Origin of the sequence: Flavobacterium procerum (genome assembly GCF_042431625.1) — a bacterium.
Lineage (GTDB): Bacteria > Bacteroidota > Bacteroidia > Flavobacteriales > Flavobacteriaceae > Flavobacterium > Flavobacterium procerum.
On record NZ_JBHLYW010000010.1, the window covers coordinates 694,351 to 718,611 of the forward strand.

Consider the following 24,261-nt stretch of genomic DNA (forward strand, 5'->3'; position numbering starts at 1 on the left):
TCCTAATTATTCTTAAAAATAAAATAGGATTAGACAGAAACAATCATATGCTGTAGATTTTTAAGGAAGTAAATATAAGTAATATTTTTTAGTACAAATATTAATCTAACAGCTTTTTGGTGACTCTGCTGCTTGCAATTAGGGACGCCACAAATCCAAGAGAGACTATGGTTATCATTACTATAGCTACATTTTCAAGAGTAAAAACTACTGGATAGGCCAAGGTCGCTGTCAGCATTATCAACTCATATTTTTGTTGCAGGAGTACTAGAATAATTCCTAGAGCAAGACCTATCAAACCTCCAAAAATGCTTAATAAAGTTCCTTGTAAAATAAATATTCTTCTTAAACTGCTTAATTCTATTCCTAGATTGAAGAGCGTTTTCAGGTTTCCTTTTTTCTCGAGAATCATCATAATTAATGCTCCGACCAAATTAAAAAGGGCTACAATAATTACCAATGTAAAAATTAGGTAGACTACAATGTTCTCCGTGTTCAGCATTTTATACAAAGATTCATTGAGTTGTGCACGATTCCTGAGTGTAATTTTATTGGCAAAAATCTTTTTAAGTTTCGAATTAATTACTACTTCATCCGCGTCTTCATTCAGTTTAAATTCAATTCCTGAAATCTGATTCGGCTTGTACATCAATAATTCTTGTGTAAGTCCCAAATCGGCAAATACGTATTTTGAATCCAATTCTTCACTTATCGAATAAATTCCAACCGGCATAACATCGGTTTTATTGAATGCTTCCTCAGGATTTTCAATGGCCCCTTTTCCTGGTTTTGGAGCAAAAACCTGTAATGGATTTTCAAAATCAAGAATTCCCATCGAAAAATTCTGCGCCATACTGTAACCGATTACAACCTGGAAACTATCTGACTTAAGCCACAGTCCATTAAAGAGTTTTTTTCTGACATTATTTACTATCGGATAATTGCTGTCTACGCCTTTTAGGTAGGTTACCTGTTGTTTGTCTTTGAATAAAAACAAAACACGTTCTTCTATAATTTTGGTGTAAGAAGCGATTCCGTCAATTTGCTTTATTTCTTTTTCCTGCTCGGGAGTAATATAAAACGATTTTCCATAGGTGCTTACGGCTTTCAAATCGGGATCAATTTCATTTGTAAATGAAAGACTGAAGACTTTTAAACCGCTAAAAACAGATAAAACCACAAACAAAGCCATTGTACCAACAATGATTCCCAAGCTGGCAATAAGATTGATAATATTGATAGCATTGCTTTTGCTGAGGCTAAAAATATAACGTTTGGCTATGTATAGTGGAAAATTCAATTTAAGACTTTCTTCTTTTTTCTAAAAGGTCACGATTTTCTATTGGGTTTTCTTTTCCAGCAAGTGCATTGTCAATTTTCTCGATATAATCTAAAGAGTCATCAATAAAAAAGACCAAGTTTGGAACCCTGCGCAACTGCAGACGCACACGCTGTGCCAAATCGTGTTTTATCAAATTGGTATTAGTCCTTATTGCTTCTAATGTTTCTTTTGCTTTTTCCTGTGGAAAAATACTCAAATATACCGTTGCCACAGACAAATCTGTAGTTACACTGACTTTGGATACCGAAATGACCAAATTTGTAATTCCGTTTTTTCGAATTTCACCCTGCAAAATATCAACCAGATCTTTCTGGATGACGCCACCTATTTTTTTCTGTCTATTTGTTTCCATACTGCAAAAATAATACTTTTAAATTCAATAGATGCATTTTCAAATCAACTAAAATCGAATTTACAATATACTATTCCGAAACCTTTTTCAAAATAATTTTATACTTCACTATTTGTTATAAGGTGATAAAAATCATATTAAATATCCGAATTATTTTACAATTTTGAGTAGAAATTAAAAAAGTATCTATTATGAAAAAGAGAGAACCACTTAGTCACATCATGACTAAAACTGTTGTGACTGTAAATCAAAATGACGATTTGAAAAAAGTAGTAGAAAAGCTGAAAGCCAATTCCATTCGCCATATTCCTGTTGTAAACGGAAAAGATGTAGTCGGAATCATCAGTCGTACAGATGTAAACCGTCTGACTTTTGGGGCTTTGTTTGATGGACAGGACGGAGCTGACGAAGCCATACTTCAAATGTTGACCATTCCTCAGGTTATGACTTCAAAACCTAAAACAGTTTCTCCGGATTTAATCATCAGAGATTTAGCTGAGATTTTTGTTAAAGAAGAATTTCATGCCCTGCCTGTAGTGGAAAATGGCACCTTAAAAGGAATTGTAACCACAACCGATGTTCTCAAGTATTTTTTAGAACAATACGATTAACATAAAAAAAGGAGCAAATTTGCTCCTTTTATTTTTTATCTGCTTTGCAACCAGCCTTCCGGATTATTGTTAGAAGTATTCTGAAGAATCAAAAATTTAATAATCGTTTTTCCTGTGTCACCACTTGTTCGTACTTTTCCGATACTTTGCTTGATATTTACTTTATCTCCCTGACTAACCGATACAGAGCTTAAATTTTGATAAACCGTGAAAAAATCTCCGTGCTGAATTACAACTGCTTTGTTTACAGGGGACAATACAATCACTTTTGAAACTTCTCCCTCAAAAACTGCACGAGCATTTGCTCCTTCTTCTGTTGTAATCTCCACTCCAGAATTATGAACTGTCAGAGAAGGATGCAACGGATGGGGCTGATCTCCATAACCTAATGAAATAAATCCTTTTTCTACAGGCCACGGTAGTCTTCCTCTATTTGCTTTAAAATCTGCTGCCAAAATTTTGTCTTCTGGAGTCAAAGCAATTTTAGAAGATGAAACCGGTGCTTTTGTTTCGTTCGAACCAGGATTTGCTTTTGCTCTTTCTGCAGCTGCTTTTCTATTGGCTTCGGCAATTGCTTCACGAATTAAGCGATCAATTTGTTTGTCGATTCTTTTTGATTCACTTTGTTTGGAACGAATATCTGCTGCAATTTTATTTTTATCTTTTTTAAGCTCATTAACCAATTTTTGCTGTTCCTTTTTTTCAACCTCAAGCGTCACTTTCTCTTTTTGGTTTTCAACAATAATTTTCTTTTTAACCTGCCTTTGTCCATCTAATTTGGCATTAAAGTCAAGCAATTGTGTGGTTTTTGACTGTATTTCTAAACCTTGGTTTTTTCTGTAATTCGTATATTGTTTTAAATACTGTGCTCTTTTATAAGCCTGAAGAAAACTTTCAGAAGACAAAATAAACATGGCACGGCTTTGCTCTGATCGACTTTTATATGATTTTAGAATCATTTCGGCATAATCTTCTTTTAAAACTTTAAGTTCTTTTTTAAGCTTATTTACCTGAACCTGATTAATATACATATCATTACTAAGCAGCCTTTCTTGTTTTGCAGTAGTATTGATTAATTTTTCTTTAAGCTTAATTTTATTCGCTTGAATCAAATATTCGTTTACGGCAGATTTTTCTCTCTTTCGAACAGACTGCAGCATTTTTTCATTATCTCTGATTTCCTGCTGAATCTGAGCTTTTCGCTGTTCCAGTTTTTCTTGCTGCGAATCCTGCGCCCATACTAATGTAGTGGCACAAATTAAAACTAGGCTTAGGAGAAATTTTGGCATGTTTATTTTACTTTATTGCAAATTTAATTAATTATAACTTTTTTATAACCGTTCGGAACACTGTACGGAAAAGAAAGTTGTTCATTAAATGAAATATTAGTGTAATTCAAATTAATATTCGTTTTGCCTTTTGGCTGTAACGCATTGATTTCGATTGCAGTCGGAATGGTTCCTTGATCAAAAACCTTGTTGTCCGAATATGAAATTTGCAATGTCCTATTTTCTGAAGGCTGTGAAATTTCTTCTTTTTGAATCAAATATTTTTCGGCATCTAGGTAAAATGATTTTTTCAGCTTATTGTCTTTTTCTTCTTCCAAACGAAAAAGATTTTCTACAATTGTCTGCGTATATTTACCTTTTCTCAAATCATCAAAAGCTTCACCTAGCAACAGATTCTGTACTTTATTATAATCCAACTCAGTACCAAGCCATTTGCTTAAACTAGAAAAATCACCTTCATAATAGGTACCGTTTATTTTTTCGTAATAACTTACTGCCGAAGGCGTAATCAATGCTTTTGCCATTGTAATTCCTAAAAAACGAACACTTATCAGAATCTGTTTGTCTCTTTCGATACGAATTTCTGCAGTTACATTCTGGCTTTGTTTTTCGTCAACATATTTGGCACTGGCTTTTATGTATAATGTAGAAAAATTTAATTTGTTCTCGTAATGCTTTTCTATAACCTTTTTGTCTTCTTTTGATGCGACCGTTTCGGTTGGGCTGTTCTGAACTGCGGTCATTTTCGATTTACAAGAAATTAATGAAATCGAAATGAATGCTATCGCTATATATTTTTTCATTTGAATGTCTCCTTTTTTACTTTTTTTTCTTTAATAATTCATTTGCTCTCAAAAAGTATTCCTCTTTTTTCTTAGCATCTCCTAATCCATTATAAGCTTCTCCTAACTGAATATTAAAATTTGCTTCAAGCGCGGCATCATCAACTACATAATCAAGTCCCATTTCTAAAACAGTTTTTGCATTTTTAAACTGTTTTATCTGATTGTTTCCCAAACCTGCATAATAATAAAATTGAGGCTGGCTCGGATAAACTTCAATCATCAACATTGCTCTTTTTGCCATAGGATCAAACTGTTTGGTTTGTGCGTAAGCTTCGAGCAGGAGTAGATTGGTCTCACGGTCGGTATCAGAATTCGATTTTAAATCTTTTTCATAATACTTAATGGCATTCTCAAATTGTCCTTTGCTGTGATAAAATTTACCTATTTCTTTTGCAACGTCAACATTTTGATCATTGTCAAAATAAGAAATTGCTTTTTCTAAATCTGTGGCGTACTGCGGGTTTTTATTCACATAAATTAAAAACTCATTGAGTGTACGATGTTTTATTTTTGAATCGATTTTGGAACTTGCCAAAATTACATTCATAGATTTTATGGCTTTATCTGCCTGATTGGCATCAAGATATGTTTTGAACAAACTAACTTGTCCCCATTCTGAATTCGGAATTTCTTTTGCTAATTGTTTGGCAACTTCTAGCGCTTTATCTCCTTCGTTGTTTTTTGAATACAGAAAAATAAGATTGACGTAATTTGATTCTTCTTTCGGATCTTTTTTAATTTGTGCAATCAGGTTATCAATTTCGGCGTTTTTATATTTTCCCTGTGATAAAATCTTTTGTTTATAAATTTCACGATCTGATGATTTTCCGTATTTATCATTCATTTCGTTAATTGCAACAAGTGCCTTATCGAACTGATTGGTAATCATGTACAGCGAAATCAAATCGTCTTTATATTCTTCATCAAAAACAATTATTTTCTGAATAGTCTCAATAGCCAACGGATAATTTTTGGTTTCAAAACTTACATCATAAATTCCGAGCCAAAACCATTTGTTTTTAGGATCAAGCTGCGTCGCTTTCTCAAAAGCATTTTGTGCATTTTGAAATTCTTTGAGCGCTAGATAATTTTTTCCCAATTCAAAATAAGCGACTGCATCATTGGGTTTTAGCTTAATGCATTTTTCCAATGATACAATGGCCTTATCATAATTTTCAATTCCTTTTTGTTTTAGTGATTCATAAAATGAGTCTTGATATTCATCAGTTGCCATAGCAATATCTTCGGGTTCTGTTTGTGCATAAACCGAAAACGAACTGCCAAAAACAGCCAAAAATAAAAGAGCTAAAACTTTGTTTTTCATCATTTTATAAATTGCATTTTATACAAACGGAACTTACTTAAATTTTATTTTATTCTAAAACTGAATAATCTCCAATACTCACGCTGGTAAATTTACCATCATAACTTACATGATTTCCAATCATTGCGTTATCTAAGTTAGCATTTTTAATTTGAGAATGAGTCTGAATTAAGCTATTTTTAATAGTGCTGTCTGTAATATGGCATCCTTTTCCAACAGAAACGTTTGGTCCTATTGTTGCATTTTTAATCACAACATTTTCTCCTATATAACAAGGCGGAACAATTGTTGCGTTTTCTAATTTCACATCATAATCAACCAAATGTTCACCGTCATTATGCAGAAAACCTAACATTCTAGTGTTCGTTTCTACAGTAACGTCTTTGTTTCCGCAATCCATCCATTCGTCTACGCTTCCGGTTTTGAAAACTTTTCCGTTGGCCATCATGGCTTTAATTCCATCATTGATTTGATATTCTCCACCATTCTGAATATTATTATCCAAAACACTTTGAAGTTCATTTCTCAAAACTCCAACTTCTTTAAAGTAATAAATTCCGATAACTGCCAAGTCGCTTACAAACTCTTTAGGTTTTTCTACCAATTCAATAATTTCATTATTCGGATTCAGTTTTACAACACCAAAAGCTTCTGGCTGATCAACTTGTTTTACCCAGATTACAGCATCTGCCTCAGGATCTAATTCAAAATCTGCTCTAATCAAAGTATCTGCATAAGCAATTACGGCTGGCCCAGAAAGAGATTCTTTAGCGCACATAATAGCATGTCCCGTTCCTAAAGGTTGGTCCTGACGATAGATTGACGCTTTTGCTCCTAATCCTTTTGCTAAATCTTCAAGGCTTTTTACTACATCATCTCCAAAAAAAGCTTCATCACCTAAAATAAATGCAACTTCTTCTATTGGCTCTTTCAATATTTTTGCAATATCTTCAACCAAACGGTGTACGATTGATTTACCTGCAACTGGAATTAATGGTTTAGGAACAGTTAAAGTATGCGGCCTAAGTCTTGATCCACGGCCGGCCATTGGCACAATTATTTTCATTTTCTGTTTGATTTTATGCGAAGATTTCAATTAAAATCTTCATTGGGTTTGGTCATTCTTTTTTTATTGAAACGGAAAACCGTATCTGAACTTATTTTACGCCGGTGCTTCCAAAGCCACCTTCTCCTCTAGAGGTTTCAGAAAGCGTTTCTACTTCCATCCATTCAGCTCTTTCGTGTTTGGCAATAATCAGCTGGGCAATTCTTTCGCCGTTTTCTATTACGAAATCATCATTAGATAAATTTACTAAAATTACGCCGATTTCTCCTCTGTAATCTGCATCTACAGTTCCTGGCGAATTTAAAACAGTAACTCCTTTTTTAGCTGCGAGTCCGCTTCTTGGTCTTACCTGCGCTTCATAACCAATTGGCAATTCGATAAAAAGTCCTGTTTTTACAATGGTTCTTTCTAAAGGTTTTAACGTAATTGGTTCTAAAATATTGGCACGCAAATCCATTCCTGCTGAGGCAATAGTTTCATAATTTGGTAAATCGTGTTGTGATTTATTGATAATTTGTATTTTCATTTTTAAGTATAAAATTTTAAATCTTTCTTATTTTTTCTTCATTATTCCTTTTATGGTTTCTTTTTCAAAATGGTAAACCATATACATAAAAGCTAAAAGAAGCGGAATTCCAACATAATATTTTTCTCTAAATCCGTAAAACGAAATAACTGAAAATAATATAGAAACACCTAAATAAGCTCCAATTTTGTTCATATCATAAGGAATTGGATAGTATTTATTTCCTAAAATATAAGAAATCAGCATCATACTTCCATAAGCAGAAATAGTAGCAATTGCAGAACCATAATAACTGTATTTTGGAATTAAAATATAATTTAAAACCAAAGTAACGATTGCTCCAACAATAGAAATATAAGCTCCAATTTTTGTTTTATCTGTCAATTTATACCAAACCGAAAGATTGTTGTAAATGCCTAAAAAGAAATTAGCCAAAATAATTAACGGAACCACTTTCATCGCTTCCCAATAAGATTTATTATCGAGTAGTAAATATTTTAAAATATCAGCAAATACAATAACTCCCAACAAAATTAGAGAACCAAGAATTACAAAATATTTAGTGATTACTGCATAAGTCTGTGGTGCATTTTCATTTTTCGCGTGACTGAAAAAGAACGGTTCAATACCTAATCTGAAAGCTGTTGCAAAAAGCACCATAAACAATCCTAATTTATAACAAGCAGAATAAGCTCCTACTTCAGATTTTGCAAGATTTTCAGGAAGCAAATATCCAAGAAGAATTTTATCGAAATGTTCATTTACAGCAAATGCAAGTCCTGCCACTAAAATCGGAAGTCCGTATTTCATCATTTTTCTCCAAAGCACTGGATCGAATTTTCGTCCAAGCGAAAGATAATTTGGAGAAAGAACCACAAAAGTAGCCAAGCTTGCCAACAGATTTGCAATAAAAATATAGGCAATCTGGAAATTCTCAACATATAAATTATCCCAAACAGAATTTGGATGCGCTGCCGCCAGATTTGGCAAATACAACAAGAAAAAGATGTTAAGCAATAAATTAATTACCACATTCCCAATCTTAATCGCCGCGTAAACCATAGGCCTTTGATTGGCTCTTAATTTTGAAAACGGAATTAAAACCAATGCATCTAAAACTAAAATCCAAACCGTGTAAGTAATATATTGCACGTCTACTTCGGCCCAATTTGCCAAAGTGTTTCTGAAAATTAAAGCGGCAAACAAAAATAAGATTGAAGACCAAAAAATAGAGATTGTCGAAGTTGCTATTACATTTTTCTTGTCCTCTTCGGCGCTATAAAATCTAAAAAAAGCCGTTTCCATTCCGTACGAGAGTACAACATTGAAAAAAACCATCCAGGACAAAACTATCGATACTTCTCCATATTCAGCTGTCGGCAAAATTCCTGTATATAGTCTAACCAGCAAGAAACTAAGCATTCTCGGTAAAACGGTTGCCAGTCCATAAATTGCGGTCTGCTTAAATAGATTTTTATATAATCCCAAAATAATTAGTAATAAAGTTCGGAAAACAAAAATAACCAATTCTTTTGTTTATTAATGCTTTTGGCGGGTCAATAAAAAAGTTAATTCTAATTTTAGTTCGTTAATTTATTTTCATCCAAAACTTTCACAAAATGAAAACCTTTTGGGCCATATCCTTGATTGTAATAAAAACGATGAGCAGCAAAATTTCCAGTAAAAGCATCCAAAACAATACTGCTGCATCCTAGATCATGTGCTTTTTGGTCTATATAGTCGGTAAGCATTTTTCCTATTCCTTTTGATCTATGTTCTGGATTTACTACAAAGTTGTCAATTTCAAGATATTTTCCCGTCCATAATTTAGTCGCAGACCAACAGCCAGTAATCCCCAGACAGACTTCGTTTTCAAAAACCCCAATCTGAATATAATTATTTGGGACCATGTCGTTTAGAAATGCTTCATATTTTTCTAAAGTTATATTCGGATACAGAAAACGTATGGTATTTATCTGTTCCAGCATTTCTGGAATCGTGGTTAGCTCTTTTAAGTGGAGTTTCATTGTAATAAAATAAACTCAAAAATAATTAAAAAAACGGACAGAAACAGGAACTTTTAAAAGAACAAAAACCTTATTTTGTTATTTTCTTGACTTTTAGAAGTAATAATTATAAAAAGATTGTTTGCATAAAACATTAGGGAGAATAAAAAATTAAAAACGAACACAATAATTTTAATAAATTGGCGTTTTTTATAATAATATTGCAATTGAAATTAAATTCGCTTTATAGAAAAACTACAGTTGTAATTTCAAGAAAATGAATGCAGTAGCATCAAAACATCCTCATTTTTACATAAAACATGTGAATAATATAAAACTGACATGGAAATTATGTAAGATTTTTTTCTTAAACCTTTCTTAAATTTGTAACATAGGGATTGAGGATAGCTAAAATGTAACCCTTAAAAAAACTAAGCATCGGGACTAATAAAGCTAGTTTGTTCCCATAAAAGACAAAGCAAAGGGATTGATTCTGCTGTAATGTAACCCTTAGAAAAAACAGAGCCGTGGGACTAATAAAGCTAGTTTGTTCCCAAGAAAGACAAAGCACGCAGAGTTATCTGTCAATTTTTATAAAATGGTAGTGATTCTCAATTTTTGAACAAAATCGAGAATCACCATTTTATAAAAAATTCTAAAAAAAGAAAAAACTTCCAATAAAAGAAAAGCCAGCGTTCGCTGGCTTTTCTTTTATTATTAGGATTCAAAATTATATTCGATTTCATTTAATTCTGGAATATCATCATCCGTTAACATTTTTAACGTATCGTTGCTTAACTCTTTTAAAGTTATAATTCTATTGGCTTGATTTTGAACGCATTTTTCGAATATGTTTCGAGCTAATCTTGCATTTCCAAAACTTTCGGTTTTATTTCTATATAATAATTCAAAAGTATCTGTTAGTTTTTCTTTAGCTTCATCAGAAATTGTAAAATCTGATTTTAAACAAAATGATTCGAAAATTGCATACAACTGATCAGATGTAAAATCTTTAAAATAAAAATATCTATTAAAACGGGATCGCAATCCAGGATTCGATTCTATAAAAATTTTCATTGGTTCTGTATATCCTGCCACAACAACTGCCAGATTTTTGCGGTTGTCTTCCATTCTTTTCAGCAAAATATTTACCGCTTCAGATCCGTAATCGCTACCTAGTGTATTTTGTGTCAAGGCATAAGCCTCGTCTATAAATAACACACCACCAAGACTCGATTCTACAGCATTATTTACTTTTGTTGCCGTTTGTCCAACATAACCAGCAACCAAACCTTCTCTGTCTGTTTCAAATATTTGCCCTTTTGAGAGAAAATCCAAATGTTTAAAAATTCTGCTTAAAAGTCTGGCTACTGAAGTTTTTCCTGTTCCGGGCGGGCCAAGAAAAACGGTATGAAGCGTAATTTCTACATTCTTCAGTCCTTGTTCTGAACGCTTTTTCTGAATTTCCAGTAAATTGATAAGCTCCAAAACATCTTTTTTTACTTCGGCCAAACCAACTAGTTCATTCAATTCTTTCAGAACTTTTTCAAGCGTATCACCTTCTGGAAGATTTTCTATTTCTTTTTTATTCTTGTTATAATCATTCAAATCTAAACCCAAATAGTTGCTAAAAGACTCCATGTTTTCAAATTTCTTATCGAATGAAAAGTTTATGAAGTTTTGATATCTTAATAAAATTTCTTCTAATTTATTGTTCTTTCTTTCCGCTAAAACTTCTGGTAATAAATACCTGTTTTCTACAGCGTTTGAAGTAAGTATCTTATTCTCTTTTTTTATTTTGCTAAGATGATTTTTAAAACTTTCTGTAAAAACCAACTGGTTAAGTTCGTTTACAGAATTTTCGTCGGCAAAATATTTGTTGCGCAAGGCATCATAATAATAGGCTAAAACAAACACTTGCTTTTCGGTTTTCTTTCCTTGTTCTTTTTCGTAAAGTTCAATAATATCCGAAAGAAAAAAATGTTCTGTCTTTAACAATCCTCCTCTGGAAAAAGAAGGATTTACGTTTTGGTTTATCTTTTGAATAAAATCTGCATCCTGATTTAGTTGGTTGCAAATCTCCAAAATCTGTTTTGTTTCTTTTTGCAAATCCATAATAAATGAAGCCGTAAAAACGGCTTCAGTATCATTTGTATTTAGCTCTAAATATTTTTTTAAAGACAAAAATGAGTCTTCTATAATCGACATCGGATTTTTTTTCATTGCCTGTTATTTTAAGAAATCATCATTTGATGAATAATTTCTTTTGATAATTTTAAATGATCTTCGCCATATTCTTTCCAGGCCAAGCCCATTTCTCTGAGGTCATATTTGGCTACAATTGTTCCATACGATTGCTGTACGCCGTTTACGGTTGGATATCCTATAACATAAATTACCTGTGCTAATTCCAGCGCTAGGTCAATATCATGTGTAGAAAAAATAACGGTATTGAATTCAGAAGAGTTTCCGAGTAGTTCAAATGCTTTTTTTACTTCTTCTATGTTTCCAACGTCAAGACCTGAAAAAGGTTCGTCTAAAACAATAAACTGATCAGATGAAAATAACTGCTCAATTATTGCCGTCCTTTGTCTTTGTCCGCCGGAAAGTTCATTCGGATATTTATCGGCGCAATTCATTAATCCCCACTCGTTTAAATATTGATTAATCTTTTTTTCTTTGTCAGAACTTGAAAGATTCGTTTTTCTCAAAGAGAATTTAAGCGCTTCCCGAACCGTTTTATGTCGAAACAAAGTATATTTTTGATCTACAAAACCTATATCGCCTTCGTGTATTGTTTTGGCAGTATTGGGAGTTGGGTTTTCAAAATCTTTAATTAAAATTTTTCCTGAACTCGGAGAAACTAATCCTGTAAGCGCTTTAAAAAAAGTAGATTTTCCACGACCAGATCTTCCTAAAAATGCCAGAACTTGGCCCGTGCAATCGCTTTCCTCCCGCACTACATCTTTTTCTGTAATATTTATATCTTTAATAATAATGTTATCATCGTATGCAACGCTCAGATTTTCTACATATAAAAGCGTCTCTTTAAATTCATATTTCATACTTATATTTTTGAATATCTAAATAGTGCTTTTCTCAAAAAGTTGATTCCGGAATCTAATCCCAAACCAATTAATAAAATTATAATTTGGAGAGCAATGATACGCCCTGTATTCATAAATTTATCAGAGTTTTTAATTAAAAACCCTAAACCTCCAGAAGCTACAACAATAGATTCAACAGTAACCAACATCATCCATGTTATAGCCAAATTTTGTCTGATTACATCAATTACATAATCTAATCTTCCTAAAATAATAACCTGCCAAAGCACTTCCCATCGTGTACATTTGAGCATTTTAGCATGATCAAATTCTTCCTGCGGGATATCTTTAACTACCGCAATTAATGAGGTTGTCAGGAAAGTAGTCAGGAAAATAACTAATATCCAAACCTGCATCATACGAGCTTCGTGAATGACCATTGTAATATAAAATGAAAGACCGGTAAAAGGCAGAAACCTAAATTTGGTAATAAATTCAGATACTGGTTTTAATAACGGTATTGGCCATAAATAAGCAAATAATAATGAGATTATTGTGGCTAAAAAAATAGAAACAAAACACAGTTTTAAAGAATTAAAAACATGTACAACCAAACCTTCTTTATACAATTCTGTAAAACCTGTTAATACTTGACTTGGGGAAGGGAAAAGATGTTTTTCTCCGGATGTTCCTATAAACCAAATCGCAATTAAAAGAACCAGCCAAACTGTTACGATAATGGTTCTACTGCTTTTTGACAATTTTTCAAAGGGAATAAAATATTTTATCATAATTATAGAAGAAGGCCATCGTTAAGTAAACGTCTCAAAATAATATCCCTGATTTTTTAAAATTAAACTTAATTTTCTTTTACCATTAAGCTATTAAGAAATTTAAGCCAAGCTTTATGAACTTAATCTCTTAATGGTAAAATAAATAAGGGAACTTATTTTGACAGAATTACTAAGACAGCCTTCTATATTTAATTTTTATTTTAAGAAAGTAATAACAACTCTTCTGTTTAATGCTTTTCCAGAAGCAGAATTATTGTCGGCAACCGGGTCGCTTTGACCTTTTCCGTCAACCATTTGAAAACGGCTTGCCGGAATTCCTTTTTGTTTTAAATAATTCACAACTGCTTCAGCTCTGCTTTTTGACAATGCTAAATTGGCATCAGGATTTCCAACATTATCTGTATGTCCCACAACTGTAAGTTTTGTGTTTTCTGCCTGAACCAAAAGATTATAAATTCTTTCAACTTCTTTACTTGATGAACTTGAAATTTCAGCACTTCCTGTATTAAAGTTAATTTTCCATTCTCCCGAAGCAACAACCTCAGTCGCTTTGTTACTATAATCTGCTTTATCCGCAGAAGTCGATTCAATATCATTAATGTTTTTAAGGAAGAATAAATTTACTGCTTCATCATACGAAACCGGAGTTCCTACATTTTCATTAAATCCAAACGGATTTAATTCTGTCAAATATCCCGAAACCTGATTGTAAACCGATTTATATCTGTTCACTCCATCAGATAAACCAAAATATTGCATTGCATCCGCATAATTAAAAACCTTAGAACCACCCATATTATAGGTTAATCCGTTTTTAGTTTCTTGCTGACCTTTAAACATTTTATACCAATAGTCCGGAGTTTCAATTTGGTAGGTGTCTGCAACTGCTTGCGAAGCTCTTACTTTCCAGTCTTCATAATTTTTCATTTGGTTTGAAGCCGTAAGTGCCGATTTTAAAATATTCGAAACAATTTCCGGATTTTTTTCTGCCCATTCTTTTACTCCAATAACTACCGTTGGCATTTGGTTATTAAACTCTTTTGTAGAAACAATATCTACAAATCCTGAAAGTCTGTCAAAAACAGTTTTGTCACCAGGAGTCCAGGTAGCACATCCGTCAATTTTTCTATTTACAGATTTTCCGGTCAATTTACCATTTGCAACTTCTTTCAAAGTTACAGTCCAGCCTGTTGTTTGAGATTTAATCAATTCTTCCGCAGATTTGATATAGTCATCATTTTCAGACGGATAAATATTTACCGCTTCGGCATCATAAGTCGTTGGGTCTGGATTTACTTTTAATCCGTTTGCAAAACAATAGTTTACTGTTGTAACCCAGTCACCATCACCAAGAACAGCCGAAATTACAGACCCTTTCATAGATTTTGGATCCGATTTCCAGTTTGGAGGCCCAATCAGTTTATCTTCTCCATTACTCATTCCCACAACACCTAAAACCTGTACATGGTATTTATTTTTTCCATACTTTTCGTTTAGAGACTTTTGCATAGAGCTGATGTAAAACGGCGCACCATCTCCCATCATCATAATAGCAAAAGCACTTTTATTTGAAGATGGATATGCTTGTCCTTTATCAAATTCTTCAATAAATTTCATTTGCATATTACGCAATTCCGAAAGCCAGTCTTGACGAATAATTTCAAGATTAACTCCATTTTTTTCCATCAAAGAACCTTTAGTTGTTTTTGGACCACCATTAGAAACAATAATTCCAGATTGAGCATTCCATGCATAAGCCGCAATTCTTACCAATGGCTTATTAGCAACTTCTGTAGAAACTTCTTTAGACGGAAGAGCAATTTTTTCTGCATTCATTACATTATTAACGTCCTGTTGGTTAAGGTCAATACCGCTTAACTGTTTTGATACAGCGGTTTTTAACCCCGGAGATAAATAATAAATTCCCCCTAAAACAACTCCAATTGCTACAATAACAATCAGTAATTCTGAAAATGTAGTTAACTTTTGTGTTCTTAAAATTTTTCCCATTATATATTTGAATTTTATTTATTCGTAATTAAAAAATATCGCCAAAACCGCCGCTTGACAATTTATCTTCCTTGGTCATTTTATAATTTGGTCCGGAATATTTTGTAGAATCCGGAATGGTATTATTTCCAGTTTTGATTTCATCTGCCAATGAATCTAATCTTGAATAGAGCTCGTCATTATCAACAGAATATTTAGAAGTCAAGGCATCTATGTCAATTAAATTTTCAGAAGTCTTTGCAATATCCAGAGCAATTGTCGAAGTCACAACTTCTAAGGCATATTCCAATTCCCAATCCTTAGTAAACATCATAGCGCTTTTTGCACTTTCTGTTGCTTCTCTGGCATTTTTCGCAAATTCATATTCTTTTTGAAGCATTTTAACCGTGGCATCAAAATCTGCAATTTTGATATCGATTGCTGTTCCTGCCAAAGTCAATTTTCTATCCATTTTTCCAAGAACGTTTGCTCTCACACCGTATTTTTGAATAAAGCTTTTGCTTTGTTCATATTGCGTTGAAATTCTTTGGGATTCGCTTAGTTTTTTAGCCAACTCGCTTTGCAAAGCCACATATTCATCTGTGTCTTTAGCTGATAATCCATTTAATTTTACCATCTCATCCATTGCAGATTTCAACTTTTCCGACTGACGCTGTAAACTCAAAACATCATCCTGAAACGATTTTGCCTCTTTTTCAGATTTGTTGGCTTCAATCTCCATGTCGTTTTTCAAGCCTTTTAACTTGGCCTTTGTATTTTTAAAAACTTCACGGTTTTTGATCATTTTTTGCTTTTGCTCCTCAAGTTCACCAAAAGGATCACTCTGGATCAAAGCTCTATGAATTTTTCTGGTAGCAAAACGTAATGCTTTGTTGATAACCGGCGCCATCATGACTAAGAAAACCAAAAAAACACCCGTTGCTGATAAAGCGATAGCCTGCCCCAGCATGGTAAATAATGGCGGAATAATATAGGTCCATACCAAATAACCTCCCATACCTAGCAAACCAATTGCTAAAGCAAGATATAATCCTTTTTCTCCTTTTTTAAGATCTTCGGTTTTTAGAGCAATTTCGCCCTTCGACTCGTCAAAATGTTTTAATATTGGTAATGATAAAAGTGTACTTTTTTCCTGTTCGTACTTATCCATGTTTTATAAATATTGATTGATTCCTGTAACTACAGTATTTATTGATGATAAAATTTTCTGTCTCGCTAAATCATTAGCTTCAATTTTTAACTGAATTTCTAAAAGTTGCTCCTCGTTGTCTGGATCCATTTTTTGGAGTTCCAATTTTTTTGAGTCGAGATCCTTCTGTAATTCCATAATTTTAGCTTCCAATTCGGTAACACTTTTAGAAAGATTATATTTCTCTTGTGTAATTGAATTGTCTAATTCTTTCTTTTTTGATACCCCAGCCGCATTGTACTTTTCATAAACTTTCTCAATTTCAGTAGTATAAAAAGCGGCTTTATCCAGAAGAAATTCTTTTGTTAAATCTGAGTTTATAGATTTTCCCATTGTAAAAGCCATTTGGTAGCTTTGTGCGTTCGAACTTCCAACCGCAAGAACAGACTTATACATTTCGAAGAAATCAAAGCCAGCTATGTTTAAAGAAGCAAACCCTTTTTCATAAACATCGAGAACCTCATTAAAAAAAGGATTTGTGGAATTTGAATTGTACCTTTCTTCTGTATGCTCTGGAAACTGATTGTTTGCGTTTAATGAAGTTTCTGATTTTCTTACAATTTCAGATTCATTATTACTGCTCTTTTCTTCATTTATAAAGAGCTTTTTCCAATTAAAATTTTCATTTGCCATTACAAATTATTTATATTTCATCACAACAATTGTCTATTGTCTAAATGAATTAGTAAATGGCAAAAATATAGTTTTAATTCATATTATAAAGTTTTTCTTTCAAAATTAAAATTAATTTAAAATTTATACTACAAATAATAGCAGTAGAGCAAAACAAATAGAGATACAAATAATTATTTTTTAAAATGAATAATTCAAAATTTAAATCCTTGTCTCTCTAAAAATACTACAAAAAACATATATGATTTTGCAGGTAAATAGTCGAAAAACAGGTTTTAATATTCTTACAAAAAAAGCACTGATTCTTCAAATCAGTGCTTTTTGAAAAACAAAAAAGCCAGCAAATTGCTGGCCTTTTCTTTTATATATTCTAGATAAATTATCCGTTTAAAGCTTCTGCTCCACCAACAATTTCTAAAATTTCGCTTGTAATAGAAGCTTGACGCGCTTTATTATAAGTCAATTTCAATTGGTTTCTTAATTCAGTTGCGTTATCAGTTGCTTTGTGCATAGCGGTCATACGTGCTCCATGCTCAGAAGCAAATGAATCACGAATACCTTTGTACAATTGCGTCTTTAATGATTTTGGAATCAAAGTCAATACAATTTCTTCTTTTGATGGCTCATAAATATAATCAGCTCCAGAAACTGCTTTGTCGGAATTAATTGGTGCCAAAGGCAAAAACTGCTCAGTTTGAACAACTTGAGTCGCCGCATTTTTAAATTGATTGTAAACTAATTCAATTCTATCGTATTCTCCAGATAAGAATTTCTCAGTTAAATTATCAGCGATTCCAGCAACGTTCTCAAAAGTTAAATGATCAAAAATTGCATTATGATGACCGTGAACTTTATGCGTTTTACTTAATACATCGTTCCCTTTTTTTCCGATAGCAAAAACATCAACTTGTTTTCCGGCATAAAAAGCGGTACGATTTTTAATTTCTTTAATAACATTAGAATTAAAAGCACCACACAAACCTCTGTTAGAAGTAATTGCAACAAGCAATACTTTTTTAACTTCACGTTGTGTTGTGTACGCACCTCCAACTTCACCTTCAAGTGAAGCAGAAAGATTTTGTAATAATTCTGTTAATTTTTCGGCATAAGGGCGCATTGCTGTGATTGCATCTTGTGCTTTCTTCAGCTTTGCAGCAGAAACCATTTTCATAGCCGATGTAATCTGCATCGTCGATGAAACGGAAGTAATTCTATTACGGATTTCTTTTAAGTTTGCCATCTATTAATTAGAAAATGTGACAATTTGAAAATTAGATAATTAGAATAATGCTGAGCATTTACTAATTATCTAATTTACTAATTATCTTATTAGTTATATTTTGCTGAGATTTCTTTTGCTGCTTTTTCGATAACATCTGTAATAGCGTCATCTAATTTACCAGCTTTCAACGCGTTAAGCGTATCTTTATGTTTACTGTTTAAGTAAGCCAAGAAATCAGCTTCAAATTCTTTTACTTTTTCTACAGGAACGTTTCTTAGTAAGTTTTTAGAACCAGCGTAGATAATTGCTACTTGGTTTTCAACTGTATAAGGATCATTTAAACCTTGTTTCAAGATTTCAACGTTTCTTCTTCCTTTTTCGATTACGTTTAAAGTAACTGAATCAAGATCAGAACCAAATTTAGCGAAAGCTTCTAATTCACGGAATTGAGCTTGGTCTAATTTTAAAGTTCCTGAAACTTTTTTCATTGATTTAATCTGAGCATTACCTCCAACACGAGATACAGAGATACCTACGTTAATTGCAGGACGAACTCCAGAGTTGAACAAATCTCCATCAAGGAAAATCTGACCATCTGTAATCGAAATTACGTTTGTTGGGATATATGCAGAAACGTCACCAGCCTGAGTTTCGATAATTGGCAATGCAGTCAATGAACCACCACCTTTTACGATAGATTTGATAGACTCTGGTAAATCGTTCATGTTTTTAGCAATTCCATCATCAGCAATTACTTTACAAGCACGCTCTAATAAACGAGAGTGTAAGTAGAAAACGTCTCCAGGATAAGCCTCACGTCCCGGTGGTCTTCTTAATAAAAGAGAAACCTCACGGTAAGCAACTGCTTGTTTAGATAAATCGTCATAAACGATAAGAGCCGGACGACCAGAATCTCTAAAGTACTCCCCAATTGCAGCACCAGCGAATGGAGCATAAACTTGCATTGGAGCTGGATCAGAAGCATTAGCAGCAACGATAACTGTATAAGCCATTGCTCCTTTTTCTTCTAACATTTTAGCAATACCTGCTACAGTTGAAGCTTTTTGTCCAATTGCAACATATATACAGAATACAGGTTTTCCTGCATCGTAAAATTCCTTTTGATTTAAGATAGTATCAATACAAACTGTAGATTTACCAGTTTGACGGTCACCAATTACAAGCTCACGCTGTCCACGACCTACAGGAATCATAGCATCAACAGCTTTTACTCCCGTTTGTAATGGTTCAGTTACCGGCTGACGAAATACAACACCAGGTGCTTTTCTTTCTAAAGGCATCTCATATAAGTCACCACCAATTGGTCCTTTTCCATCAATTGGAAAACCAAGAGTGTTTACGACACGACCTACCATTTGTTCACCTACTTTAAGAGAAGCAATACGCTGAGTTCTTTTTGCTGTAGATCCTTCCTTAATTCCAGTTGAAGGCCCTAAAAGTACAACCCCAACATTATCCTCTTCAAGATTCAATACGATACCTTCCATACCGTTATCAAATTCTACCAACTCTCCATATTGTACATTAGACAGCCCGTAAACACGAGCAATACCATCTCCAACTTGAAGTACTGTTCCTACTTCTTCTAGCGTAGCACCAGATTCAAAACCTTCTACTTGCTTTCTTAATATTGCTGAAATTTCAGCAGGTTTGATTTCCGCCATAATTATTATTTTTACCTACTTTTACTTTTTATTTAAAATTAGAATATAAATCAGTTAGATTTTTTAAGCCCTCCAAATTGCTAAAGTCAATTTTTTCTAAATCGCTACTAGCAATCGAATCTCCTACATATTCTTTTAACTTATTTAAGAATTTATCTTCCTTACCTTTTTTAACTAAAATCTGGAAACCTTTTTCTTGAGTTGGGATTTTAATCACATATGTTTTTGAAGGCAAATCTTCGTAAATACTCATTTTATCTGTATACTGTACTTCTTTGAAAAATTTCCAAGATGCAGAAGCTAAAGACGCGCCAGCCAAAGCCCCTAAATCAAGAGATGAATTATCTCTTGGAGCAGTACTTTCAAGTTTTACTAAAAGCGCTCTAAATTTTGTTTCTGTATTATCATCATTCAAGATACTAAACAACACATTTTCTTTTGCTTTGTAATTGTATGTTCTTAAATTACCTTTTTCATTCTTTGCTACAACTTTTACAGCTTTACCATCACCAGCAGAGTCAAGATCAACCATTCCGTTGCTTGATTTTGGGCCAACTTTTTCAAAATCAATTGAAAGTTGTCCTTCTAATTTTTCTCCTTTTTGGTCAATTGCATAACCTTTTTTGTCATAAATATTTGAAGAATTTAATTTAGCTTCTTCCAATTTTGTAGCTGAGTCCGCTTTTTTAGCATCCAAAAGAACTTCTGCTTCGCTCAGTGTCATGTATTTTTGACCGTTCAAATAAGATTTGTCAACCAATTCTTTAACCAATCTTTCTGTTTCTGCAGTTGTGCTTCTAGTTGTGTACACTACTGAAGGTGTATAAGTAAAAGTCTTTCCTGATTGTGTCAAGGCTACTACTAATTTTCCTCCTCTGTCTACAGCTTTTACTAACACCCTTCCGCTTAAAGACGAAATCTCAATATTTAAAACAGGATACGGAGAAGAATTTTGTACCATAGCAACATTATATTTTGCTACTACTTTAGACATAAACTCTTTACGTTCTGCATCATTATATTTTGATGTAAATGCATCTTCAGGAACTTCTCCAGAAAAAACTAGTTTTTCAGTAGAATGAATCTGATAGTTAAGTGTTGCTAATTCTTTTTCGTCTGCTTTTCCTGCATCTTTAAGTTTATCCATTTCACCACTAATGCTCGGACGATCTTCAGAGAAAAATGCATCTAAATTATCGATTCCATTTGCTGTAAAAAGATTATACTTTTTTGCCAGAAGTTCTGCTACTGCTTTCTTATAATTTAAAGTGAAAGACATTAGCTCAAAATTTACTTCCGATTTTCTTGATCCATCCAAAGTGGTAACAACAAGCCAGCTTTTAGAATTTTGAGCATCAATTTTATAAGTTTTCAAATTGGCGATAATACCAACGGAAGGATTACTTAACGATGTGTAAGTAAATTGTGTACCGGTTTTATCTTTCTCAACTTTTGCAATTGCAGTTCCGTCCAATAAAATTTGATCTTTATCTTCTTTGATCTTTTGACCAAATGAAAATAATGAAATACAGAAAACAAATAAAACTATAAAGTTTTTCATATATAAATTTAGTTTTGGGTTAATTCTCTTTTTAAAACTTGTAGCCTGTTTGCAACAGAAGCATTATACTGCTTGTCTCCAATTCTTAAAATGAATCCCCCAATAATCGCAGGATCTACTATATTTTCAATAATAATTTTTTTATCTGATAATGTTGCAACTTTAGCTAAAACTTTAGCTTCTAATGTAGCATCCATAGGAATTGATGTAGTCACTTTTGCTATCTCAACACCATTTATTTCATCAAATAATTTATTGTATTCTAATGCAATTGCACCTAGAATCTCAAATCTTTTGTTTTCAAATAATAAACGAAATAATCCTTTTGTTACATTATTTACGTTTGCGAAAACTTCTAAAAGAGCACTTTCTTTAACTTCAACAATAGTTGTTGGGTTTTGAATAAATGTACTCAGTTCTGTATTATTCTCAATTGCATCTGCAATTGATTTCATATCGTTATTGACAGCTTCGGCAACACCTTTAGAGTTTGCTAAGTCCAGAATTGCTTTTGCATAACGAATTGCTGCTCTTGTACTTGCCATAATCTTAGTTTAACTTTACGTCATCTAACATTTTCTCAACTAATTTAGTTTGAGATTCTTTGTTAGATAATTCTTCTTTCAATAATTTTTCAGCGATGCTTAATGATAAAGTTGAAACCTGAGATTTCAATTCTGCCATAGCCGCGTTCTTTTCACTTTCGATAGCAGCTTTAGCTTGTTCAATCATTTTTTGACCAGCTTCTTGTGCTTCGATTTTAGAATCAGTAATCATTTTCTCTTTCATTTCGCGAGCTTCTTTCAACATCGCGTCACGTTCTGCACGAGCTTCATTCAAAATTCTTTGATTGTCAGCTTGCAGGTTTTCCATTTCTCTCTTTGCATTTTCAGCAGAAAGCAATGCATTTTTAATACCTTCTTCTCTTGCAGTAATAGACTCCATAATTGGTTTCCAAGCAAATTTCACTAAAAGCAAAATCAATATTACCAAGATTAAAGCTTGCCAGAAGAATAATCCGAATGAAAAATCGTTAAATAACTTATCCATTTTATAACTATATTAAATATTTAATTTCTTTTTTAAAAGTAACAACATCTTTAACCAACCGTTAAAGATGCTGTTATTTCTCCTTTATTATTTTCCTAAGATTAAAGCAGCGAATGCTAAACCTTCTAATAAAGCCGCGATAATAATCATCGCAGTTTGGATTTTACCAGCAGCTTCTGGCTGACGAGCAATAGCGTCCATAGCAGATCCACCGATTTTACCTAAACCTAAACCTGCACCGATTACTACTAAACCAGCACCTACTAAAGTTGGAATTGTTCCCATAAGTATTTATATATATAAAATTAAACTTCTAAATTAAATAATTGCATTTTCTTCTTTATGATGTTCATGATCGTGATCATCATGATGATGATCTTGAACTGCCATACCAATAAACAATGATGATAACATTGTAAAGATAAACGCCTGTAAAAATGCAACTAAAACTTCAATAACAGATATAAACAATGTCAACCCTAATGAGATTGGCAAATCTGCTGCTAAATTTTTACCAACAAAAATCATTGCAATCAAACTCATAATAACTACGTGACCTGCAGTTATATTTGCGTACAAACGAATTAATAATGCAAATGGTTTTGTTAATGTTCCTAATACCTCAATTGGAGCTAAGATAATTTTCATTGGAACTGGTACTCCTGGCATCCAAAAAATATGCCCCCAGTAATCTTTGTTAGCGCTGAATTGTGTAATCAAGAAAGTAAATACTGCTAAACAAACCGTAATAGCGATATTTCCTGTAACATTAATTCCAAGTGGAGTCATACCTAATAAGTTTAACAACCAAACAAAGAAAAATACAGTTAATAAATAACCCATATATTTACGGTATTTTGTCTCTCCAATATTAGGAACTGCAATTTCGTCTCTGATGAAAATAATAAGTGGTTCTAAAACTCTACCAAATCCAGTTGGGATTGGACCTTTTTTGTATGATTTTGCTAAACCAGTAAACATTAAAAACAATAACACTGCAACAAAAAGCATTGAAACCACATTTTTTGTAATAGAAAAATCTAATGGTTTTTCATTTGATGGGTGACCATGTTCATCAAAATTGATTGTTCCGGCTGCATCTGTTTTGTAGATTTTACCGTGAACTAATTTGTAGTAGCTACCATCAACTTCTGCAACTTCTTCTCCATGGTGTAATTTTGAAGAAGAGAAAACTTTTAAACCTCCATCAATTAATATAACTGGTAATGGAAAACCATAGTGTTTATTTTCTTTTTCATCTGAAAAGAAAACAAAGTCATGAGAATCTTGTAAGTGGTGATCAATAAAAGCATCCACTTTTGCTTTTGGGTCAAGAGCAGCGTGCTCGTCTTCACCATGCTTTTCATGTGAAATTACTTTCTCTTCATGAACAGTCTCATTTTGTACATGCGTTGAGTCAATCTCTGAGTTTGCAAAACTCATAATAGGAAGAGAAGCTACAAAAGCTGCAAGAATAAATCTGAGTGGTTTGTTTGAAATCACCATATCTGTGGAAAATCTTATTTTTTACGTTTCTAAAATTTGGTGCAAAGGTACATTTTTTATTAATATTCAAAAGGATATGAAAAATTATTTTTGAACCTTGTTTTAAAGAATTGTTATTTTAACGCTTTTCATTTAATAATCGGACAGTTAAAAGCGTTTCAAATAACAAAAAGAGCATAAATGTTATAAAAAAACTAATTTTT

The 24,261-nt window shown here is 32.8% G+C and carries 23 protein-coding genes; 1 reads left to right on the forward strand and 22 read right to left on the reverse strand.

Going from position 1 to position 24,261, the window contains the following annotated elements:
• Nucleotides 1-100: 100 nt before the first annotated feature.
• Together ACFFLS_RS17445 and rbfA are read right to left on the reverse strand one after the other, a co-directional pair.
• Nucleotides 101-1,300 carry an ABC transporter permease gene (locus ACFFLS_RS17445; protein WP_379684232.1) on the reverse strand — a complete coding sequence of 400 codons (1,200 nt, stop codon included), beginning with the start codon at nt 1,298-1,300 and terminating at the stop codon, nt 101-103.
• A gap of 1 nt (nt 1,301) precedes the next feature.
• Nucleotides 1,302-1,694 carry a 30S ribosome-binding factor RbfA gene (gene rbfA, locus ACFFLS_RS17450; RefSeq protein WP_379684231.1) on the reverse strand — a complete coding sequence of 131 codons (393 nt, stop codon included), beginning with the start codon at nt 1,692-1,694 and terminating at the stop codon, nt 1,302-1,304.
• Nucleotides 1,695-1,885: 191 nt separating this feature from the next.
• Here rbfA and ACFFLS_RS17455 point away from each other — a divergent pair, with 191 nt between their 5' ends.
• Nucleotides 1,886-2,305 carry a CBS domain-containing protein gene (locus tag ACFFLS_RS17455; protein ID WP_379684230.1) on the forward strand — a complete coding sequence of 140 codons (420 nt, stop codon included), beginning with the start codon at nt 1,886-1,888 and terminating at the stop codon, nt 2,303-2,305.
• A 35-nt stretch (nt 2,306-2,340) separates the two neighbouring features.
• Here ACFFLS_RS17455 and ACFFLS_RS17460 read toward each other — a convergent pair whose 3' ends face one another.
• The 20 genes from ACFFLS_RS17460 to atpB all read right to left on the reverse strand — a co-directional run bounded on the left by ACFFLS_RS17460 (nt 2,341) and on the right by atpB (nt 24,058).
• Nucleotides 2,341-3,594: a murein hydrolase activator EnvC family protein gene (locus ACFFLS_RS17460; RefSeq protein WP_379684229.1), complete on the reverse strand. Its 1,254-nt coding sequence runs from the start codon at nt 3,592-3,594 to the stop codon at nt 2,341-2,343.
• A 23-nt stretch (nt 3,595-3,617) separates the two neighbouring features.
• Entirely contained in the window at nt 3,618-4,397 is a 780-nt protein-coding gene (gene lolB1 / locus ACFFLS_RS17465; protein ID WP_379684228.1) for a lipoprotein insertase outer membrane protein LolB1, read from the reverse strand.
• Between the two features lie 16 nt (nt 4,398-4,413).
• On the reverse strand, nt 4,414-5,763 hold the full coding sequence (locus ACFFLS_RS17470) for a tetratricopeptide repeat protein (RefSeq protein WP_379686343.1): 1,350 nt from the start codon (nt 5,761-5,763) through the stop codon (nt 4,414-4,416).
• A gap of 49 nt (nt 5,764-5,812) precedes the next feature.
• On the reverse strand, nt 5,813-6,829 hold the full coding sequence (locus tag ACFFLS_RS17475) for a sugar nucleotidyltransferase (protein WP_379684227.1): 1,017 nt from the start codon (nt 6,827-6,829) through the stop codon (nt 5,813-5,815).
• Between the two features lie 91 nt (nt 6,830-6,920).
• A complete protein-coding gene (dut, locus tag ACFFLS_RS17480; protein WP_379684226.1) occupies nt 6,921-7,355 on the reverse strand; it encodes a dUTP diphosphatase in 435 nt (144 codons plus the stop codon).
• Between the two features lie 27 nt (nt 7,356-7,382).
• The gene (locus tag ACFFLS_RS17485; protein WP_379684225.1) at nt 7,383-8,843 is read right to left on the reverse strand and encodes a lipopolysaccharide biosynthesis protein; all 1,461 of its coding nucleotides are present in this window, start codon (nt 8,841-8,843) and stop codon (nt 7,383-7,385) included.
• 92 nt (nt 8,844-8,935) lie between these two features.
• A complete protein-coding gene (locus tag ACFFLS_RS17490) occupies nt 8,936-9,382 on the reverse strand; it encodes a GNAT family N-acetyltransferase (protein ID WP_379684224.1) in 447 nt (148 codons plus the stop codon).
• A gap of 696 nt (nt 9,383-10,078) precedes the next feature.
• Nucleotides 10,079-11,584, reverse strand: a complete 1,506-nt coding sequence (locus tag ACFFLS_RS17495) for an AAA family ATPase (RefSeq protein WP_379684223.1) — start codon at nt 11,582-11,584, stop codon at nt 10,079-10,081.
• 11 nt (nt 11,585-11,595) lie between these two features.
• Nucleotides 11,596-12,426: an ATP-binding cassette domain-containing protein gene (locus ACFFLS_RS17500; protein WP_379684222.1), complete on the reverse strand. Its 831-nt coding sequence runs from the start codon at nt 12,424-12,426 to the stop codon at nt 11,596-11,598.
• Nucleotides 12,427-12,428: 2 nt separating this feature from the next.
• The gene (locus ACFFLS_RS17505; RefSeq protein ID WP_379684221.1) at nt 12,429-13,199 is read right to left on the reverse strand and encodes an ABC transporter permease; all 771 of its coding nucleotides are present in this window, start codon (nt 13,197-13,199) and stop codon (nt 12,429-12,431) included.
• A gap of 198 nt (nt 13,200-13,397) precedes the next feature.
• The gene (locus ACFFLS_RS17510; RefSeq protein ID WP_379684220.1) at nt 13,398-15,212 is read right to left on the reverse strand and encodes an OmpA family protein; all 1,815 of its coding nucleotides are present in this window, start codon (nt 15,210-15,212) and stop codon (nt 13,398-13,400) included.
• A 28-nt stretch (nt 15,213-15,240) separates the two neighbouring features.
• The gene (locus ACFFLS_RS17515) at nt 15,241-16,362 is read right to left on the reverse strand and encodes a hypothetical protein (RefSeq protein WP_379684219.1); all 1,122 of its coding nucleotides are present in this window, start codon (nt 16,360-16,362) and stop codon (nt 15,241-15,243) included.
• Nucleotides 16,363-16,365: 3 nt separating this feature from the next.
• Nucleotides 16,366-17,034 (reverse strand): hypothetical protein, encoded by a 669-nt coding sequence (locus tag ACFFLS_RS17520; RefSeq protein ID WP_379684218.1) that lies wholly within the window; start codon nt 17,032-17,034, stop codon nt 16,366-16,368.
• Nucleotides 17,035-17,413: 379 nt separating this feature from the next.
• Nucleotides 17,414-18,274 carry an ATP synthase F1 subunit gamma gene (gene atpG, locus ACFFLS_RS17525; RefSeq protein WP_379684217.1) on the reverse strand — a complete coding sequence of 287 codons (861 nt, stop codon included), beginning with the start codon at nt 18,272-18,274 and terminating at the stop codon, nt 17,414-17,416.
• Nucleotides 18,275-18,363: 89 nt separating this feature from the next.
• A complete protein-coding gene (atpA, locus tag ACFFLS_RS17530) occupies nt 18,364-19,941 on the reverse strand; it encodes a F0F1 ATP synthase subunit alpha (protein WP_379684216.1) in 1,578 nt (525 codons plus the stop codon).
• A 28-nt stretch (nt 19,942-19,969) separates the two neighbouring features.
• A complete protein-coding gene (locus tag ACFFLS_RS17535) occupies nt 19,970-21,502 on the reverse strand; it encodes a hypothetical protein (protein WP_379684215.1) in 1,533 nt (510 codons plus the stop codon).
• 8 nt (nt 21,503-21,510) lie between these two features.
• On the reverse strand, nt 21,511-22,047 hold the full coding sequence (gene atpH, locus ACFFLS_RS17540; protein ID WP_379684214.1) for an ATP synthase F1 subunit delta: 537 nt from the start codon (nt 22,045-22,047) through the stop codon (nt 21,511-21,513).
• A 4-nt stretch (nt 22,048-22,051) separates the two neighbouring features.
• A complete protein-coding gene (locus tag ACFFLS_RS17545; protein WP_379684213.1) occupies nt 22,052-22,552 on the reverse strand; it encodes a F0F1 ATP synthase subunit B in 501 nt (166 codons plus the stop codon).
• 87 nt (nt 22,553-22,639) lie between these two features.
• Nucleotides 22,640-22,837 (reverse strand): ATP synthase F0 subunit C, encoded by a 198-nt coding sequence (atpE, locus tag ACFFLS_RS17550; protein WP_008465835.1) that lies wholly within the window; start codon nt 22,835-22,837, stop codon nt 22,640-22,642.
• Nucleotides 22,838-22,870: 33 nt separating this feature from the next.
• Nucleotides 22,871-24,058 carry a F0F1 ATP synthase subunit A gene (gene atpB, locus ACFFLS_RS17555; RefSeq protein WP_379684212.1) on the reverse strand — a complete coding sequence of 396 codons (1,188 nt, stop codon included), beginning with the start codon at nt 24,056-24,058 and terminating at the stop codon, nt 22,871-22,873.
• Nucleotides 24,059-24,261: the final 203 nt, after the last annotated feature.

Bases quoted from the DNA above. Each gene is read 5' to 3' on its own strand.
- ACFFLS_RS17535 (WP_379684215.1), bottom strand. From the start codon at position 21,502: ATGAAAAACTTTATAGTTTTATTTGTTTTCTGTATTTCATTATTTTCA.
- ACFFLS_RS17490 (WP_379684224.1), bottom strand. From the start codon at position 9,382: ATGAAACTCCACTTAAAAGAGCTAACCACGATTCCAGAAATGCTGGAA.
- ACFFLS_RS17460 (WP_379684229.1), bottom strand. From the start codon at position 3,594: ATGCCAAAATTTCTCCTAAGCCTAGTTTTAATTTGTGCCACTACATTA.
- atpH (WP_379684214.1), bottom strand. From the start codon at position 22,047: ATGGCAAGTACAAGAGCAGCAATTCGTTATGCAAAAGCAATTCTGGAC.
- ACFFLS_RS17510 (WP_379684220.1), bottom strand. From the start codon at position 15,212: ATGGGAAAAATTTTAAGAACACAAAAGTTAACTACATTTTCAGAATTA.
- rbfA (WP_379684231.1), bottom strand. From the start codon at position 1,694: ATGGAAACAAATAGACAGAAAAAAATAGGTGGCGTCATCCAGAAAGAT.
- dut (WP_379684226.1), bottom strand. From the start codon at position 7,355: ATGAAAATACAAATTATCAATAAATCACAACACGATTTACCAAATTAT.
- ACFFLS_RS17515 (WP_379684219.1), bottom strand. From the start codon at position 16,362: ATGGATAAGTACGAACAGGAAAAAAGTACACTTTTATCATTACCAATA.
- atpG (WP_379684217.1), bottom strand. From the start codon at position 18,274: ATGGCAAACTTAAAAGAAATCCGTAATAGAATTACTTCCGTTTCATCG.
- ACFFLS_RS17470 (WP_379686343.1), bottom strand. From the start codon at position 5,763: ATGAAAAACAAAGTTTTAGCTCTTTTATTTTTGGCTGTTTTTGGCAGT.
- ACFFLS_RS17475 (WP_379684227.1), bottom strand. From the start codon at position 6,829: ATGAAAATAATTGTGCCAATGGCCGGCCGTGGATCAAGACTTAGGCCG.
- lolB1 (WP_379684228.1), bottom strand. From the start codon at position 4,397: ATGAAAAAATATATAGCGATAGCATTCATTTCGATTTCATTAATTTCT.
- ACFFLS_RS17495 (WP_379684223.1), bottom strand. From the start codon at position 11,584: ATGAAAAAAAATCCGATGTCGATTATAGAAGACTCATTTTTGTCTTTA.
- atpA (WP_379684216.1), bottom strand. From the start codon at position 19,941: ATGGCGGAAATCAAACCTGCTGAAATTTCAGCAATATTAAGAAAGCAA.
- atpB (WP_379684212.1), bottom strand. From the start codon at position 24,058: ATGGTGATTTCAAACAAACCACTCAGATTTATTCTTGCAGCTTTTGTA.
- ACFFLS_RS17455 (WP_379684230.1), top strand. From the start codon at position 1,886: ATGAAAAAGAGAGAACCACTTAGTCACATCATGACTAAAACTGTTGTG.
- atpE (WP_008465835.1), bottom strand. From the start codon at position 22,837: ATGGGAACAATTCCAACTTTAGTAGGTGCTGGTTTAGTAGTAATCGGT.
- ACFFLS_RS17545 (WP_379684213.1), bottom strand. From the start codon at position 22,552: ATGGATAAGTTATTTAACGATTTTTCATTCGGATTATTCTTCTGGCAA.
- ACFFLS_RS17520 (WP_379684218.1), bottom strand. From the start codon at position 17,034: ATGGCAAATGAAAATTTTAATTGGAAAAAGCTCTTTATAAATGAAGAA.
- ACFFLS_RS17505 (WP_379684221.1), bottom strand. From the start codon at position 13,199: ATGATAAAATATTTTATTCCCTTTGAAAAATTGTCAAAAAGCAGTAGA.
- ACFFLS_RS17500 (WP_379684222.1), bottom strand. From the start codon at position 12,426: ATGAAATATGAATTTAAAGAGACGCTTTTATATGTAGAAAATCTGAGC.